A 16016-nucleotide genomic window follows, 5' to 3' on the forward strand; every position below is an offset into this window, starting at 1 on the left:
GCCGGAGGGATTATGAGAAAAGTTATTGCAACCGAATGTGCGCCAGGGGCGATTGGGCCTTACGTACAGGGCGTGGACCTGGGCAGCATGGTGTTGACGTCAGGTCAAATCCCGGTGTGTCCACAGACCGGTGAAGTGGCAGAAAACGTGGCCGATCAGGCACGTCAAAGCCTGGAAAACGTGAAAGCGATCGTCGAGTCCGCAGGTTTGAAAGTGAGCGATATCGTGAAGACTACCGTTTTCGTATCCGACCTGAACGACTTCGCCACCATTAACCAGGTGTACCAGCAGTTCTTTGATGAGCATCAGGCTATCTACCCCACGCGCAGTTGCGTACAGGTCGCCCGCTTACCAAAGGATGTGAAGCTGGAGATTGAAGCCATCGCCGTACGTGGCGACACGCTGTAATCCCTTGCGGGGCGATCTCAGGATCGCCCCAATCCTTAATGAGTGTGAAACCTGGTCTTCACTGAACGGCAATCCGAGGGTGTGGATATGATTAGCGCATTCGATATTTTCAAGATTGGCATTGGACCTTCCAGCTCCCATACCGTGGGGCCAATGAACGCAGGTAAAAGCTTTATCGATCTGTTGGTCAGCAGCGGCGAACTCCCCAGAACCACGCATATTGTGGCGGATCTTTACGGATCGCTTTCCCTGACCGGGAAAGGTCATGCGACAGATGTCGCGATCATGATGGGGCTGGCCGGTAACAGTCCGCAAAACGTTAATATAGACTCAATCGCTGGTTTTACTCAGGAAGTGGCCCGTACCGGACGTTTGCCGGTTGCTGAGGGCACGCATGTTGTCGATTTCTCTCCAGATGAAAATATTCTCTTTCATACCGAAACGCTGCCGCGCCATGAAAATGGCATGCGTATCACCGCGTGGAACGGCACCGAGAGGCTATTAAGCAAAACCTATTACTCCGTCGGCGGTGGTTTTATCATTGAAGAGGAGCAATTTGGGCAGGTGCATGATGTTGAAGCACACGTGCCCTACAATTTTCATTCCGCCAGCGAACTGCTGAAACTGTGCGAGCGCAATGGGCTGTCTGTTTCCGGCTTGATGATGCAAAACGAGCTGGCGATGCGCAGCAAAGAGGAAATCGATGCTGGCTTTGCCGCCATTTGGGACGTCATGCACGCCGGGATTGAGCGCGGAATGAACACCGAAGGCGTCCTGCCGGGGCCGCTTAACGTTCCGCGTCGCGCCGTGGCATTACGTCGGTTGCTGGTTTCCAGCGATAATCTGTCCAGCGACCCGATGAACGTTATTGACTGGATCAACATGTTCGCGCTGGCCGTGAGCGAAGAAAACGCCGCCGGGTGCCGGGTTGTGACGGCGCCGACCAACGGTGCATGTGGGATTATTCCCGCCGTATTGGCCTATTACGACAAGTTCCGCCGTCCGGTGAATGCGAACTCCATTGCCCGCTATTTGCTGGCCGCGGGGGCGATAGGCGCGCTGTATAAGATGAACGCCTCTATTTCTGGTGCTGAGGTGGGCTGCCAGGGTGAGATTGGCGTAGCCTGTTCAATGGCGGCTGCCGGGCTGACAGAACTGCTGGGCGGTAGCCCGTCGCAGGTCTGCATTGCAGCGGAAATCGCCATGGAGCATAACCTGGGGCTGACCTGCGATCCGGTAGCCGGACAGGTGCAAATACCGTGCATTGAACGTAATGCGATCAACGCAGTAAAAGCCGTCAACGCCGCGCGCATGGCGCTACGTCGAACGTCAGAACCACGCGTTTCGCTCGATAAAGTGATCGAGACCATGTATGAAACGGGCAAAGATATGAACGACAAATACCGTGAAACCTCACGCGGTGGGCTGGCAATTAAAGTGGTTTGTACCTGAGGTGAAAAGCCGTGCCTGGTCAGCGCAGCGCTATCCAGCAATAAATTAATCAATATGGCATGATAAAAAAAGGTGCACGTTAGTGCGCCTTTTTTGTTGTGATCTGCTTCAAATATAGAAATTCAATTCTTTATATGGAAATAAAAGAGAAAATATTTCTTAACTTTTAGAAATTACAGGGGTTTGTTTGTGAAGTTTTTCTCTGATCCTGCGCGTATGATTTCCTCATTACTCCAATAGCTCACCTGCACCGTAGTACTGCGTATCGCATTGAGGCAGTACGAAAAAAATATAAAAACCTCTACCTACATATTGAGCGGAAAATTATGGAAACGGCAACGAATAACAGCGTAATACTCGACGCATCTGCTCCGGCACGTCGGGCGGGAATGACCGAAAGTGAATGGCGCGAAGCCATTAAATTCGACAGCATGGACACCGGCTGGGTCATTATGAGTATCGGTATGGCAATTGGTGCGGGGATTGTTTTTCTTCCCGTCCAGGTGGGTTTGATGGGGCTGTGGGTGTTTTTGCTCTCCTCTATCATCGGCTACCCAGCCATGTATCTGTTCCAGCGTCTGTTTATTAATACGCTGGCTGAGTCCCCAGAGTGTAAAGACTACCCGAGCGTAATCAGCGGCTATCTGGGTAAGAACTGGGGCATCCTGTTAGGTGCGTTGTATTTTGTGATGCTGGTTATCTGGATGTTCGTCTATTCCACCGCCATCACCAACGATAGCGCCTCCTACCTGCATACTTTTGGTGTTACTGAAGGGTTACTGTCCGACAGCCCGTTCTATGGCCTGGTGCTGATTTGCATCCTGGTGGCTATCTCGTCCCGCGGGGAAAAACTGCTGTTTAAAATCTCCACCGGTATGGTACTGACCAAGCTGCTGGTGGTGGCGGCGCTTGGCGTGTCGATGGTTGGGATGTGGCATTTATATAACGTAGGTTCACTGCCGCCGATGGCGCTGCTGATCAAAAACGCGATTATCACGCTGCCGTTTACCCTGACCTCGATTCTGTTTATTCAGACCTTAAGCCCGATGGTTATCTCCTATCGTTCTCGCAATAAATCCATTGAAGTGGCACGCCATAAAGCCCTGCGAGCCATGAATATTGCGTTCGGTATTCTGTTTGTGACCGTCTTTTTCTACGCCGTTTCCTTCACGCTGGCGATGGGCCATGACGAAGCGGTTAAAGCTTATGAGCAGAACATTTCCGCTCTGGCGATTGCCGCGCAGTTTATCAGCGGCGCGGGTGCTGGCTGGGTGAAAATCGTCAGCGTTATTCTGAACATCTTTGCCGTAATGACCGCTTTCTTCGGCGTTTACTTAGGGTTCCGTGAAGCCACTCAAGGGATCGTGATGAACGTTCTGCGCCGCAAAATGCCAGCCGAGAAAATCAATGAGACCCTGGTTCAGCGCGGCATTATGGTTTTCGCTATCCTGCTGGCGTGGGGAGCCATTGTGCTCAATGCGCCGGTACTGAGCTTCACTTCTATTTGTAGCCCTATCTTCGGCATGGTGGGATGTCTGATCCCGGCCTGGTTGGTCTACAAAGTTCCTGCACTGCACAAATACAAAGGCGCTTCCCTGTATCTGATTATTGTCACGGGCCTGCTGCTGTGCGTTTCTCCGTTCCTGGCATTTTCCTGAGATATCTGAGCAAAGGTTGTTGTTATGTTTGAGACTACATTGAATCCATTATGGGATAGTTTTATCCGCGCGGTGCAGGAAGAAGTTAAGCCTGCGCTGGGCTGCACGGAACCTATCTCTCTGGCTCTGGCGGCAGCGGTCGCCTCCTCTGAGCTGGACGGCGCGGTTGAACGCATTGATGCGTGGGTCTCACCGAACCTGATGAAAAACGGCATGGGCGTTACCGTGCCGGGTACCGGAATGGTTGGGCTGCCTGTCGCGGCGGCACTGGGTGCGCTGGGGGGAAATGCCCACGCCGGTTTAGAGGTACTGAAAGACGCCTCGCTTCAAGCGATTGCCGATGCGAAAGCGATGCTTACCGCCGGGAAGGTCGCGGTGATGCTGCAGGAGCCATGCGAGGACATTCTTTTCTCCCGTGCGAAGGTTTATAGCGCTGAAGGATGGGCGTGCGTGACGATTGTTGGTGGTCATACCAACATTGTGCACATTGAGACCAATAAAGGCGTGGTGTTCACGACAGAACAGAACGCTCAGGAAGAGGAGCAGGAGTCACCGCTGGCGGTATTGTCCCACACGTCGCTGGAAGAGATTCTGGCGTTCGTGAACGCGGTACCGTTTGAGTCAATCCGCTTTATTCTCGATGCGGCGAAACTGAACGGTGCGCTGTCCCAGGAAGGGCTGCGCGGTAACTGGGGCTTGCACATCGGAACCACGCTTGAGAAGCAGTGCGCGCGTGGCCTGCTGGCGAACGATCTCTCCACCTCTATTCTGATCCGCACCAGTGCGGCATCGGATGCGCGAATGGGCGGGGCGACGCTTCCGGCAATGAGCAACTCGGGCTCCGGTAATCAGGGGATTACCGCGACCGTTCCGGTAATGGTGGTGGCTGAGCACTTTGGTGCGGATGAAGAGAAACTGGCGCGTGCGCTGATGTTGTCTCACCTGAGCGCTATCTACATCCATCATCAGCTTCCGCGTTTGTCTGCATTGTGTGCGGCAACCACGGCGGCGATGGGCGCCGCGGCGGGGATGGCGTGGATCGTTGATGGTCGCTACAACACCATCGCGATGGCAATCAGCAGCATGATTGGCGACGTGAGCGGAATGATTTGCGATGGCGCCTCAAACAGCTGCGCGATGAAAGTTTCAACCAGCGCATCTGCGGCGTGGAAAGCGGTGCTGATGGCGCTGGATGATACCGCTGTGACCGGCAATGAAGGGATTGTGGCACATAATGTGGAGCAATCTATCACGAACCTGTGTGCGCTGGCGTGTCGCTCGATGCAGGAAACCGACAAGCAGATCATTGAGATCATGGCCAGTAAGGCACATTAATCTGCAGGCCGGGTAAGGCGGAATCGCCCCCGGCATAACTCTAAGCCGCCTTTTCAGGCGGCTTCTTCGTCTTCCAGCCGTAGCTCGGCATCCGCCACAATCGCTTCCAGCTCTGTCAGCATTTCTTCATAGCCAAAGGTCACAGTATCCTGTTTTTTCGGCTCAACCTGCGGCTGGCGTTTTTTTGATGATTTCTTGCTCAATAGTCGTACTCCATTGTTTTCCCTGACTATACGGGCAAATCTATCAGCAAAGCGCGCAGCGCGGTATCGGCGACTAACGTTATGTTAGTTTCGTCACGAATAAATGCGCCATCGCCGCAGGTGAGCGCTTCCTTTTCGGCGCCAGATGTCACCGCATGGAATCTGCCGTGGATCGACTGTAAGTAAGCCCGCGGCCCATGTAACTGAAAACTCAGCGATTCACCTTGTTGCAGTTCAACGTGGTGCACCCATACCTGTTGACGCAGATGCAGGCTGCCTTGTTCTCCATCCGGCGAGGCGAGCAACTGATGCTTACCGGCACTCAGCGTGGCTTTCTGTACGCAGGCGTTTTCGCGCTGCGGGCAGGCATCCAGCCAGAGCTGCATTCGGGTTAACGGTTTATCTTTGCTGATATTGTGTTCGCTGTAGCTAATTCCCGGCTGTGTGGCGAGCAGTAAAACTTCTCCTGCCTTGGCCTGGATATGGTTACCTTCACTGTCGCGATACTCCGCTTCCCCTTCGAGGATCAGATTGACGATATCCACCTTCGGATAGGTACGTGGCTGGAAAGAGGCTCCCGGTGCCAGAACTTCCTGGTTCAGAACACGCAGCGAGGCATAACCCAGCAGTTTAGGATCAAAATAGTGTCCAAAGGAGAAGGTATAACGGGCCTGCAGCCAGCCGTAGTCTGCTTGCCCGCATTGTTTGGCTGTACGGGTAGTAATCATAGTTCTTGACCTCTCTTTACTTCCTTTTATGTTAAATGGCTAGACGCTGCATTGTTAGCCAGATATTCTGCCCGGTATGTTCAAATTTCCTGAATGAGAACGAGATGGCCAAAGAAAGGGCTTTAACGCTTGAGGCGTTACGCGTCATGGACGCAATAGACCGGCGTGGCAGCTTTGCCGCCGCAGCGGACGAACTGGGGCGCGTTCCTTCCGCGCTCAGCTATACCATGCAGAAGCTGGAGGAAGAGCTGGACGTCGTGCTGTTCGACCGTTCAGGTCATCGCACAAAATTCACCAACGTCGGGCGTATGCTGCTGGAACGTGGGCGTGTACTGCTGGAAGCTGCGGATAAGCTGACCACCGATGCCGAAGCGCTGGCTCGCGGTTGGGAAACGCATCTGACCATCGTCACCGAAGCGCTGGTGCCGACGGCGGCGTTTTTCCCGCTGATCGACAGACTTGCCGGGAAGGCCAATACCCAGCTTTCCGTTATTACCGAAGTTCTGGCCGGGGCGTGGGAGCGTCTGGAGCAGGGGCGGGCGGATATCGTGATTGCGCCGGATATGCATTTTCGCTCATCTTCGGAAATCAACTCGCGCAAGCTGTACTCGCTGATGAACGTATATGTGGCGGCCCCGGATCATCCAATTCATCAGGAACCGGAACCGTTATCGGAAGTCACCCGCGTGAAGTACCGTGGAATCGCGGTGGCGGACACGGCCCGCGAACGCCCGGTGCTGACGGTTCAACTGCTGGATAAACAGCCGCGTCTGACGGTGAGTTCGATAGAAGATAAACGCCAGGCGCTGTTGGCCGGCCTTGGCGTGGCGACGATGCCATACCCGCTGGTGGAAGAGGACATTGCGGCGGGTCGGTTGCGTGTGGTTAGCCCGGAATCGACAAGCGAAATTGATATTATTATGGCCTGGCGTCGAGACAGCATGGGCGAAGCGAAATCCTGGTGTTTGCGGGAAATTCCCAAGCTGTTTGCGGGTAAATAGCAGGGCTGTTACGCCGGATGCGGTGCAAATGCACCTTATCCGGCCGACAAGATGGTGTATTACATCAGGACAGTTGTTTCGGGTCAGCGCCGAAGCGGTTGCTCCCCTGAGTTCCGTTTTGACAGTTGAAAATGATGATTACCAACCAGCCTACGATCGGGATCAGCAGCACCAGTAGCCACCAGGCCGAGCGGTCGGTGTCATGTAAACGCCGGAACTGCACCGCCCACCACGGGATAAAGACCAGAACCCCATAAATCGTCGTTAATATGCCTTCCCCTCCGGCGCGTTCCCAGCCAAGCATTCTGTCCAGAATGCCCAGCACGAACGTAAAGATGATGTTGACCAGCACAAACATCCAGTATTCTTTACGACGCGCGCGGCCCCCAAAACCAAAGTAGTTCTTTAATACGTTTAAATACCAATCCATTTTTGCCTCGTTCTGTATTCAATTACTTGTTTTTAAAGCAATCAAATTAAGAATAGCTGCGAATGGAATACTGGTAAATATTTGCAGTATTAATTATTTGGCCCCCAAAGGGGACCCGTGTCATTCAGGCAAAACGGTCATCACGCCCGTGGGGTTCGTTGAGGTCCTGCCACGGTCCGACAGAAATAATGCCGGTCGGGTTAATGGTTTTGTGGCTACGGAAGTAGTGATTGCGGATGTGATCGAAATTAACGGTCTCCGCAATGCCTGGCATCTGGTAGATATCGCGCAGGAAACCGTACAGGTTCAGATAGTCGCTAATCCGGTGTTTGTCGCACTTGAAGTGCGTCACATACACAGGATCAAAGCGCACCAGCGTGGTCCACAGGCGAATATCGGCCTCTGTTAACTGGTCCCCGGTCAGGTAGCGATGTTGCCCAAGGATCTGCTCCAGTCGCGCCAGAGATTGAAAGACTTTTTCTACGGCGTCGTCGTAGGCTTCCTGACTGGTGGCAAATCCGGCTTTATACACGCCGTTATTGACGTTGTCATAAATCCAGCCGTTGAGCTCGTCGATTTTAGTTTGCAGAGCGGGTGGATAGTAATCCCCGGCTTTCGCGCCCAGCGCATCAAACGCAGTGTTAAACATACGGATGATATCTGCAGATTCGTTGCTGACAATGGTGTGGTTCTTTTTGTCCCACAGCACCGGAACGGTCACCCGACCGCTGTAGTGCGGATCGGCGTGTAAATAGAGTTGATAAAGAAATTCGTGCTGATACAGGGTATCGCCGGTTGCCGCCGGGAAGTTATCGTCAAAGGTCCAGCCGTTTTCCAGCATCAGCGGATGCACAACGGAAACGGAAATAAACGGTTCCAGCCCTTTGAGTTTACGCAAGATCAGCGTGCGATGCGCCCACGGACAGGCCAGAGAAACGTAGAGATGATAGCGGTCTTTTTCGGCGGCGAAACCCCCTTCGCCCGTTGGACCCGGTGCGCCATCCGCGGTGAGCCAGTTACGGAAAGCTGATGCAGAGCGTTGAAATTTTCCCCCGGTTGATTTGGTGTCATACCAGGTGTCATGCCATACGCCGTCAATGAGTTGTCCCATGTTTTCGCCTCCTCAGATAGCAAAAGCGAGGAGATGTCTCCTCGCTTTTTGATGCGTTTAGTATAGCTCGCTTACCATTTTTTATTCAGTACACGGTCGATGCTGAATGCGCCCGGACCGGTGATAGCCAGCAGCAGGAAGCCGCCTGCGATGGTCAGGTTTTTCATAAACATCAGAGAGTTCATACCTTCCGCAAAGTTGCTGTGGAAGAGGAACGCCGTCAGCAGCGTGAAGCCCGCGGTGAACAGCGCGGTAGTGCGGGTCAGGAAACCAAACAGGATGGCCAGACCGCCGCCAAACTCAAGCAGGATAACCAGCGGTAACATAAATCCTGGGACGCCCATGGCTTCCATGTACTGTTGGGTACCCGCATATCCGGTGATTTTCCCCCAACCTGCGGTAATAAACAGGATTGGCATCAGAATGCGCGCTACCAGTACACCAACATCTTCTAATTTCTTCATCATACTCTCCAGGAAACCACTCAGGCGGCTTATTGTGTTTTTTTGTGCAACGACGTCGCAGAGTGCGTCGTTGCTGTCGATGGAGAGAATCATAAACGCGGCTAATGACAATTGTTAGCAAGGAAAACTGTCAGAAATTTTCAAAAAATTTGAGGTTAGGGGAAGGAGAGGTGATTAGCCGCGCAGTTGCTGTTGTCTGATGGTCGATTTAACCAGACGCCAGATGCTCCACACGCTGAAGCCGCGTTTAGCCCAGCGTACCAGCAGATTCGGGTTACGAATGGTGCGAACCGCCATAATACTGCTTCCGACCAACACCCAGCCACGCAGGTTCAGCAGCGTCTTCCAGCCACGATCGTAGACTTCGGTGGCTTCCAGCCAGTCGCGGCGAGTGGCAGACAGATCCAGCCTTTGCTGCTGGATCTGTCCAAGCAGTTGCGCCTTACGTTGTTGACGTTCGACTTTACTGCTCATTATGCATCATCCTCCAGGGCCTGCCTGTCGTTAGCGAGTTCATTGCGCGTATGGCGTAGCAGCGTTGTTTTACGCGCTTTACTCAGCGTCCATAGCCCGCCGATAAGCGCTAAAAGCAACAGCACAACGGTGGTGGCAATCATGGCGTTCAGGCGATACTGCGGGTCTATGGCCCAGATGATAAGCACCATCAGACTCATCAGACCAAACGCCGCGAACAGCATGGTCAGCCCAAGCATCAGCAGGATCTGGATGAGATTGGCTTTTTCCTCTTCCAGCTCAACGACGGCCAGCCGCAGCCGCGTCTCTACGATCTCAACGAGAATCGTCAGGATCCGCTGTCCAATACCCAGTACGCCTTTGCCTGGACCTTGTGCGTGTTGAGAGTCTGCCATTATTAACGGCGCGACAGCAGTACACCAAGCACCACACCGACTGCTGCGCCAATGCCGACGCCTGTCCATGGGTTTTCGCGTACGTAGTTATCGGCTTTTGCCGCGGCCTCACGGGTCTGTTTGGCAATCACATCGCTGGTTTCGCTCAGACGATGGCGGCTCTCGCGTAACGCATGTTCGGCTTTGCTGCGAATTTTACTCATCTCTTCCTTCGACTTATCGCCAGAGGAGCTAAGTACTTCTTCAAGCGTATCCGCAAGAGATTTCAGCTCAGCGCGCAGGTTTTCCGTAGCATTATCTTTCGACATAGTTTTCTCCAGTTGAGTGGCTAGTTACCGTACTTAGTAATCGCGTGTCTCGAGTTCTTTCAGCTCTTGCTGAGCTTCAGCAAGCTTATGTTCGCGCTTGGCTATCTTATCCGCATCGCCTTTTTGCTTCGCCTCGGCCAAATCACGTTGACGCTCGGCTATCTCATTTTTCTGCTCGGCGATTTTTTTCTGATGGTCGGCGCGCAGTTTGCTGTCAGTACAATTTGCCCGAACTTCGCTCAGCGCTTTGTTCAGACCATTGATGCGGTTTTGATTGTTGTGCTTTTCGGCATAGCTTATCTCCCGCTGAATATCCTGTTCTTTTTCCTGACAGAGGGTGGAGGCGTAACTGCCGGCACTGAGAGCGAAAAGACTAATTGCTAAAGCGATGCGGTATTTCATTCTTGAACCTTCCATTGTGATTCGACCTTGTGGCTTTGGCCGATGCTCCAGAATAATAAAGCAATGGGTCATAAACCCAGTTTATTAATCATAGGCGCTAAATGATGAAATCACCAAAGTGAGTGATCTAATTCAGATTCCTGGAGATTAACCAAAACGGTGCGGGGTATCACGTAAGCGGGATAACCACTGTACCGCCTGATTATCATCATCCTGCTGAGCAATAACGAAACCGTGCGGTAACGTTCGGTCCAGCACGACCTTTGCGGCTGCGCTTTGCGCGCTGGAATCAAAGGTGATCAGCAGCGCGTCATTTTGCGGAGTAATGCTTTTAAAGCGAATGCCGTTGGCGTCCAGGTGATGCCAGATAGAGAAGCCATCAGGCATGGTGGCTCCCTGGTTTACAGCACGAATGGCAAGCGTTGACTCCTGCTGGCGGATGACCGACCAGGTCAGGAGCAGCGCGCCGATAAACAGCATAAAAGTAGTCGTCCAGGCCAGTCGTCGGAGTGTTATGCATGATTTCAGCATAATTTACCCTCGGTTCCCGTATTTCTTTTTCCAAAGCACAACCAGTGAACCTGCCAGACCAAACACCAGTAACACCACGGGAAGCAGCATCAGACAAGACATCAGCTGATCTTCATATTTGAGAAACACTGGCGTTTTGCCCAGCAGATAGCCAAGCGTTGTGAGAATCAGAACCCAAAGCAGTCCGCTCATCCAGTTAAAGAACTGAAAGCGCGCATTGTTCAGACCGGACAATCCTGCGATGGTCGGCAGTAATGTTCTGACAAACGCGATAAAGCGACCGACCAACAGGGCAGACAAGCCATGCTTATGGAACAGATGATGTGCGCGCTGATGGTAGTGGGCGGGTAGATGAGATAGCCAGTTTTGAACGGTGCGGGTATTTCCCAGCCATCTCCCCTGGATATAACTGAGCCAGCAACCCAGGCTGGCCGCGGTGGTGAGCAGCAGTACCGTTTGCGGAAAACCCATCGCGCCTTTAGCGATAAGTACGCCGACCAGTACCAGTAGACTGTCGCCAGGTAAAAAGGCTGCTGGCAGCAGTCCGTTTTCCAGAAACAAAATGGTAAACAGTACGAAATAGAGCATGCCAATCATGGAGGGATTGGCCAGCGTTTCAAAATCCTGAGCCCATAAAGCATTCAATAATTGAGTCAGTAGTTCCATTCAATATTCCTGGAGAATCGGTTGTCGTCATGCCGGTATTCTGGAGTTTGTAACGCCGCAATTTTATTGGTGTTTTTTACATGGATCGCGGTCTGACACAAATTCACGGCCTGAACTATTCCCTGTAAAGTTGTGAAGTAAGCAAGCTCTCAAACACAAAAATTCAAATAACAACTAATTGTAACAAAGGTCAACGTAGTCCGTTATAGAAATTACGGGTGTTGTCCTGTGATTTTGCTTATCGCAATGGAGGGAGGCGAGAGGATTTACACAGGCTGACACTTTATACCTAATGCTTACCAAGCGTCAGAAACAGGCGCTTTGTCGCGCCTGCATCGTTAAGATTGTTTATTTTGCGCCGTTAGCTGCCGTATCGAGATGAATGACGGGATTATCGGTAAAAAGATAACGGTCTGCGTTGAATTCAAAATCATCGCTGGTTTCGTTAAACAGCATCTGCTTTGTGTTCTCAAGATGCTGCCACATCGCCAGTTTGGCGGCGTGTGGATCTTTGCGAATCAGCGCCCGCAGGATCTGGTCATGGTCGTCGCACCAGTTATCTACCGTACGCAGGTCGATGTGGTCGTGCAGCTTCTTCCAGTAGGGGTTGTGAATACGCTGAGTCCACATTTTTTCAACAATCGCGGCCAGGGCAGAGTTCTGTGTTGCCAGCGCGACCTGCACATGGAACAGGAGATCCCACTCGGAGTCACGAAAGCTTTTTTCGTTACGCGACTTCTCCTGAATTTCCATCAGTTTCATGATGTCCTGTTTGGTCACCTGGGTGGCGGCAAACTCAGCAATATTGCTTTCTATGAGCTGGCGAGCCTGGAGCAGCTCAAACGGACCGTAGCTGGCGAACTCCAGACTTTCATCTGGCGCGACATAGTGTTTGGGTTGGTTTGAAATGACGTGGATCCCCGATCCTTTACGCACTTCAACGTAGCCCTCAACCTCGAGCATGATAATCGCTTCACGAACCACGGTGCGGCTGACATTTTTTTCATCGGCGATAAAGCGCTCGGCGGGGAGTTTGTCACCCACCAGGTAGACACCCTGCTCAATGCGTTCTTTCAGATCAGCGGCAAGTTGTTGGTACAAACGTCGTGGTTCGGTGATTTCCATATGCGCTCCAGGCATGATACGGCAGACTCTATTTGTTATACCACTTTTGCGATTACGGCTCCACTCGCGGCGATAAAAAAGCCGCCAGATGACTGGCGGCTTAGCATTACATAACCTTGTTAAATCGTGTCTGGTTAACTTTGCGCAGCGGGATCGCCAGTTTGCGAAGCTGACTCTACCTCGCTGGCCGATTTGTTCTGCAATACCGTCCAGATGACTAACGCGCCGAGCAGGTCGAATACCGCCAGTACGGCGAACAGCGGGCTGAAGCCGATGGTGTCAGCCAGCGCGCCAACGACCAGCGCAAACAGCGTACTTGCAAGCCATGCGGACATACCGGTCAGACCGTTCGCGGTTGCCACTTCATTACGACCAAATACGTCAGAAGAGAGCGTGATCAGCGCACCGGACAGCGCCTGGTGAGCAAAGCCGCCGACGCACAGCAGGGCGATAGCAATGTACGGGCTGGTGAACAGACCGATCATCCCTGGGCCAATCATCAGCAATGCGCCCATGGTGACGACCATTTTACGGGAAACGATCAGGTTAACGCCGAACCAGCGCTGGAACAGCGGCGGTAAGTAACCCCCTACGATACAGCCCAGGTCAGCAAACAGCATCGGCATCCAGGCAAACATCGCAATCTCTTTCAGGTTAAAGCCGTAGACTTTAAACATGAACAGCGGGATCCAGGCGTTGAAGGTGCCCCAGGCCGGCTCTGCCAGGAAACGCGGCAGCGCGATGCCCCAGAACTGGCGGTTACGCAGGATCTGACCGAGAGACATTTTCTTGGCGGTGCTGTTTTTATGCTGTGATTCCTGACCATTCAGAATGTAATCACGTTCTTCATCAGACAGTTTTTTCTGGTCGCGTGGGTGTTTGTAAAATACCAACCAGCACATGGCCCAAATGAAGCTCAGGGCACCAGAAATAATGAAGGCCATCTGCCAGCTGTGCATGACGATAGCCCAGACGACCAGCGGCGGAGCAATCATCGCGCCGATAGAGGAACCGACGTTAAAGTAACCCACGGCGATTGAACGTTCTTTTGCCGGGAACCATTCAGAACTGGCTTTCAGACCCGCAGGGATCATCGCAGCTTCAGCGGCACCGACTGCGCCTCGCGCCAGCGCCAGTCCACCCCAGCTGCCAGCCAGTGCGGTCGCGCCACAGAAGACGGCCCACAGAACGGCGAACATCGCGTAACCAATTTTTGTGCCGAGCACATCGAGCACATAGCCGGCAACGGGTTGCATTACGGTGTAAGCAGCAGAATACGCTGCGATGATATAGGAATACTGTTGGGTGGAGATGTGTAACTCTTCCATCAGAGTTGGCGCAGCTGCCGCCACAGTGTTACGTGTCAGGTAACCCAGCACGGTGCCAAGCGTCACCAGTGCGATCATGTACCAACGTAACCCTTTAATTTTACGCATGTAAAACCTCATCGTTTTGTTATGTCCGCGAACGAGCGGTCATCTTCCAGTTCAGGGAGGAGGATGTTCTTTTACGAGGGGGTAACCGAAAAAAAGCCGGTACTCCCCGAACTCTGCCATGTCAATATTTGTGCTAATTCGGTTTCCGTACCGGTTAATCCGATGGTGATACATCGGTAATTTGCATTCCGTCGGCTTATGTATCGCGACGGCAAAAAGATAACTTGTCATACAGCTTTAAAAGGTGAGTGCCATCACAAAAGTGTGAATCTTCGTGTGGTCATTATTTCGATTCAGCAAAGCCAGTGCTGGTGCGGCTTGGCGCGCGGTTTACCTCTTTGAGAGTAATTTTTTTGTCGCCATTTGTTGATCTAACTCACGAAAATATCTTCAGTGTATGGAAATTGGTGTGATAACTTTGTCAACATCAAAACATAAGCAATCTGACGCACTCGCTGAGAGGAAGACGATAATGACCCCGTTTATGACTGAAGATTTCCTGTTGGACACCGAATTTGCCCGCCGTCTGTATCATGATTACGCCAAAGACCAGCCAATCTTCGACTACCACTGCCATTTGCCACCGCAACAAATCGCGGAAAACTACCGTTTTAATAACCTGTATGACATCTGGCTGAAGGGTGACCACTACAAATGGCGTGCGATGCGTACTAACGGCGTCGCTGAGCGCCTGTGTACCGGCGATGCCTCCGATCGCGAGAAGTTTGACGCCTGGGCCGCCACGGTTCCGCACACAATCGGTAACCCGTTGTACCATTGGACCCACCTCGAATTACGTCGCCCGTTTGGTATTACAGGTAAGCTGCTGTCTCCGGCAACGGCTGACGAAATCTGGAACCAGTGCAATGAACTGCTGGCGCAGGACAAATTCTCCGCGCGCGGCATCATGCAGCAGATGAACGTGAAAATGGTCGGTACCACCGATGACCCGATCGACTCTCTGGAGCATCACGCGGCCGTTGCTAAAGACGCAAGCTTTGATGTGAAAGTGCTGCCGAGCTGGCGTCCGGATAAAGCCTTTAACATTGAGCAGGCGACCTTTAACGACTATATGGCGAAGCTCGGTGAGGTGTCTGACACGGATATCCGCCGCTTCAGCGACCTGCAAGCTGCGCTGACCAAACGTCTGGATCACTTTGCGGCTCACGGCTGTAAAGTCTCTGACCACGCGCTGGACGTGGTGCTGTTTGCTGAATCTAACGAATCTGAACTGGATAGCATTCTGGCACGCCGCCTGGCGGGTGAAACGCTGAGCGAGCATGAAGTTGCCCAGTTTAAAACCGCGGTGCTGGTGTTCCTCGGTGCGGAATACGCGCGTCGTGAATGGGTACAGCAGTACCATATCGGCGCGCTGCGTAATAACAACCTGCGTCAGTTCAAACTGTTGGGTGCGGATGTCGGCTTCGACTCCATCAACGATCGCCCGATGGCCGAAGAGCTGTCCAAACTGCTGAGCAAGCAGAACGAACAGAACCTGCTGCCGAAAACCATTCTCTACTGCCTGAACCCGCGCGATAACGAAGTGCTGGGCACCATGATCGGCAACTTCCAGGGCGAAGGTATGCCGGGCAAGATGCAGTTCGGTTCCGGCTGGTGGTTCAACGATCAGAAAGACGGTATGGAACGTCAGATGACGCAACTGGCCCAGCTCGGTCTGCTGAGCCGTTTCGTCGGCATGCTGACCGATAGCCGTAGCTTCCTGTCATACACGCGCCATGAATACTTCCGTCGCATCCTGTGCCAGATGATTGGCCGTTGGGTTGCTGCAGGTGAAGCGCCGGCAGATATCCAGCTGTTGGGTGAAATGGTCAGAAATATTTGCTTCAACAATGCGCGTGATTATTTCGCCATTGAACTGAACTAAGGCC

General features: G+C 52.7%; 19 protein-coding genes. 6 read left to right on the top strand and 13 right to left on the bottom strand.

All coding sequences use genetic code 11. From position 1 onward, the window contains the following. Positions 1–12: 12 nt before the first annotated feature. The 4 genes from O6D90_RS03010 (at position 13) to O6D90_RS03025 (ending at position 4853) form a co-directional block, all read left to right on the top strand. Entirely contained in the window at positions 13–408 is a 396-nt protein-coding gene (locus O6D90_RS03010) for an enamine/imine deaminase (RefSeq protein WP_016157544.1), read from the top strand. An 87-nt stretch (positions 409–495) separates the two neighbouring features. Beyond that, positions 496–1860, top strand: a complete 1365-nt coding sequence (tdcG, locus tag O6D90_RS03015) for an L-serine ammonia-lyase (protein WP_016157543.1) — start codon at positions 496–498, stop codon at positions 1858–1860. 326 nt (positions 1861–2186) lie between these two features. Beyond that, positions 2187–3518: an amino acid permease gene (locus tag O6D90_RS03020; protein ID WP_016157542.1), complete on the top strand. Its 1332-nt coding sequence runs from the start codon at positions 2187–2189 to the stop codon at positions 3516–3518. 24 nt (positions 3519–3542) lie between these two features. Next, positions 3543–4853 (top strand): serine dehydratase subunit alpha family protein, encoded by a 1311-nt coding sequence (locus O6D90_RS03025; protein WP_016157541.1) that lies wholly within the window; start codon positions 3543–3545, stop codon positions 4851–4853. Between the two features lie 53 nt (positions 4854–4906). Here O6D90_RS03025 and O6D90_RS03030 read toward each other — a convergent pair whose 3' ends face one another. Together O6D90_RS03030 and O6D90_RS03035 are read right to left on the bottom strand one after the other, a co-directional pair. Further along, the gene (locus tag O6D90_RS03030; protein WP_016157540.1) at positions 4907–5056 is read right to left on the bottom strand and encodes a hypothetical protein; all 150 of its coding nucleotides are present in this window, start codon (positions 5054–5056) and stop codon (positions 4907–4909) included. 26 nt (positions 5057–5082) lie between these two features. Beyond that, a complete protein-coding gene (locus O6D90_RS03035; protein ID WP_016157539.1) occupies positions 5083–5784 on the bottom strand; it encodes a pirin family protein in 702 nt (233 codons plus the stop codon). Positions 5785–5888: 104 nt separating this feature from the next. On the opposite strand from O6D90_RS03035, the gene yhaJ reads away from it, so the two are divergent. After that, entirely contained in the window at positions 5889–6785 is an 897-nt protein-coding gene (yhaJ, locus tag O6D90_RS03040; protein WP_016154624.1) for a DNA-binding transcriptional regulator YhaJ, read from the top strand. A 64-nt stretch (positions 6786–6849) separates the two neighbouring features. Here the strand turns inward: yhaJ and O6D90_RS03045 are convergent, their stop codons facing one another. From O6D90_RS03045 to O6D90_RS03095, 11 genes are all read right to left on the bottom strand, one after another. Further along, positions 6850–7215 (bottom strand): DUF805 domain-containing protein, encoded by a 366-nt coding sequence (locus O6D90_RS03045; RefSeq protein ID WP_016154623.1) that lies wholly within the window; start codon positions 7213–7215, stop codon positions 6850–6852. Between the two features lie 124 nt (positions 7216–7339). Further along, entirely contained in the window at positions 7340–8326 is a 987-nt protein-coding gene (yqjG, locus tag O6D90_RS03050; protein WP_016154622.1) for a glutathionyl-hydroquinone reductase YqjG, read from the bottom strand. A 71-nt stretch (positions 8327–8397) separates the two neighbouring features. Continuing rightward, positions 8398–8790: a DoxX family protein gene (locus tag O6D90_RS03055; protein ID WP_005131473.1), complete on the bottom strand. Its 393-nt coding sequence runs from the start codon at positions 8788–8790 to the stop codon at positions 8398–8400. 174 nt (positions 8791–8964) lie between these two features. Continuing rightward, positions 8965–9264: a YqjK-like family protein gene (locus O6D90_RS03060; protein WP_003024845.1), complete on the bottom strand. Its 300-nt coding sequence runs from the start codon at positions 9262–9264 to the stop codon at positions 8965–8967. Further along, positions 9264–9659, bottom strand: coding sequence for a phage holin family protein (locus O6D90_RS03065; protein WP_016157537.1), 396 nt, complete (start codon positions 9657–9659; stop codon positions 9264–9266). The genes O6D90_RS03060 and O6D90_RS03065 overlap by 1 nt, the downstream gene beginning before the upstream one ends. 2 nt (positions 9660–9661) lie before the next feature. Beyond that, entirely contained in the window at positions 9662–9967 is a 306-nt protein-coding gene (locus tag O6D90_RS03070; protein WP_003024832.1) for a DUF883 family protein, read from the bottom strand. A gap of 33 nt (positions 9968–10000) precedes the next feature. Beyond that, positions 10001–10369 carry a DUF1090 domain-containing protein gene (locus O6D90_RS03075; RefSeq protein WP_016154619.1) on the bottom strand — a complete coding sequence of 123 codons (369 nt, stop codon included), beginning with the start codon at positions 10367–10369 and terminating at the stop codon, positions 10001–10003. 147 nt (positions 10370–10516) lie between these two features. After that, positions 10517–10885 carry an EnvZ/OmpR regulon moderator MzrA gene (mzrA, locus tag O6D90_RS03080; RefSeq protein ID WP_029139667.1) on the bottom strand — a complete coding sequence of 123 codons (369 nt, stop codon included), beginning with the start codon at positions 10883–10885 and terminating at the stop codon, positions 10517–10519. A gap of 18 nt (positions 10886–10903) precedes the next feature. After that, positions 10904–11566 (bottom strand): DedA family general envelope maintenance protein YqjA, encoded by a 663-nt coding sequence (gene yqjA, locus O6D90_RS03085; protein ID WP_003024820.1) that lies wholly within the window; start codon positions 11564–11566, stop codon positions 10904–10906. A gap of 348 nt (positions 11567–11914) precedes the next feature. Then, positions 11915–12691 (bottom strand): transcriptional regulator ExuR, encoded by a 777-nt coding sequence (exuR, locus tag O6D90_RS03090; RefSeq protein WP_016157536.1) that lies wholly within the window; start codon positions 12689–12691, stop codon positions 11915–11917. Positions 12692–12825: 134 nt separating this feature from the next. Further along, positions 12826–14127, bottom strand: coding sequence for an MFS transporter (locus tag O6D90_RS03095; protein ID WP_016154616.1), 1302 nt, complete (start codon positions 14125–14127; stop codon positions 12826–12828). Between the two features lie 472 nt (positions 14128–14599). Between O6D90_RS03095 and uxaC the strand changes: the two genes are divergently transcribed. Continuing rightward, positions 14600–16012 (top strand): glucuronate isomerase, encoded by a 1413-nt coding sequence (gene uxaC / locus O6D90_RS03100; RefSeq protein WP_016157535.1) that lies wholly within the window; start codon positions 14600–14602, stop codon positions 16010–16012. Positions 16013–16016: the final 4 nt, after the last annotated feature.

Origin of the sequence: Citrobacter sp. 21OH12SH02A-Citro, assembly GCF_027919895.1 — a bacterium.
GTDB classification, from domain to species: domain Bacteria; phylum Pseudomonadota; class Gammaproteobacteria; order Enterobacterales; family Enterobacteriaceae; genus Citrobacter; species Citrobacter braakii.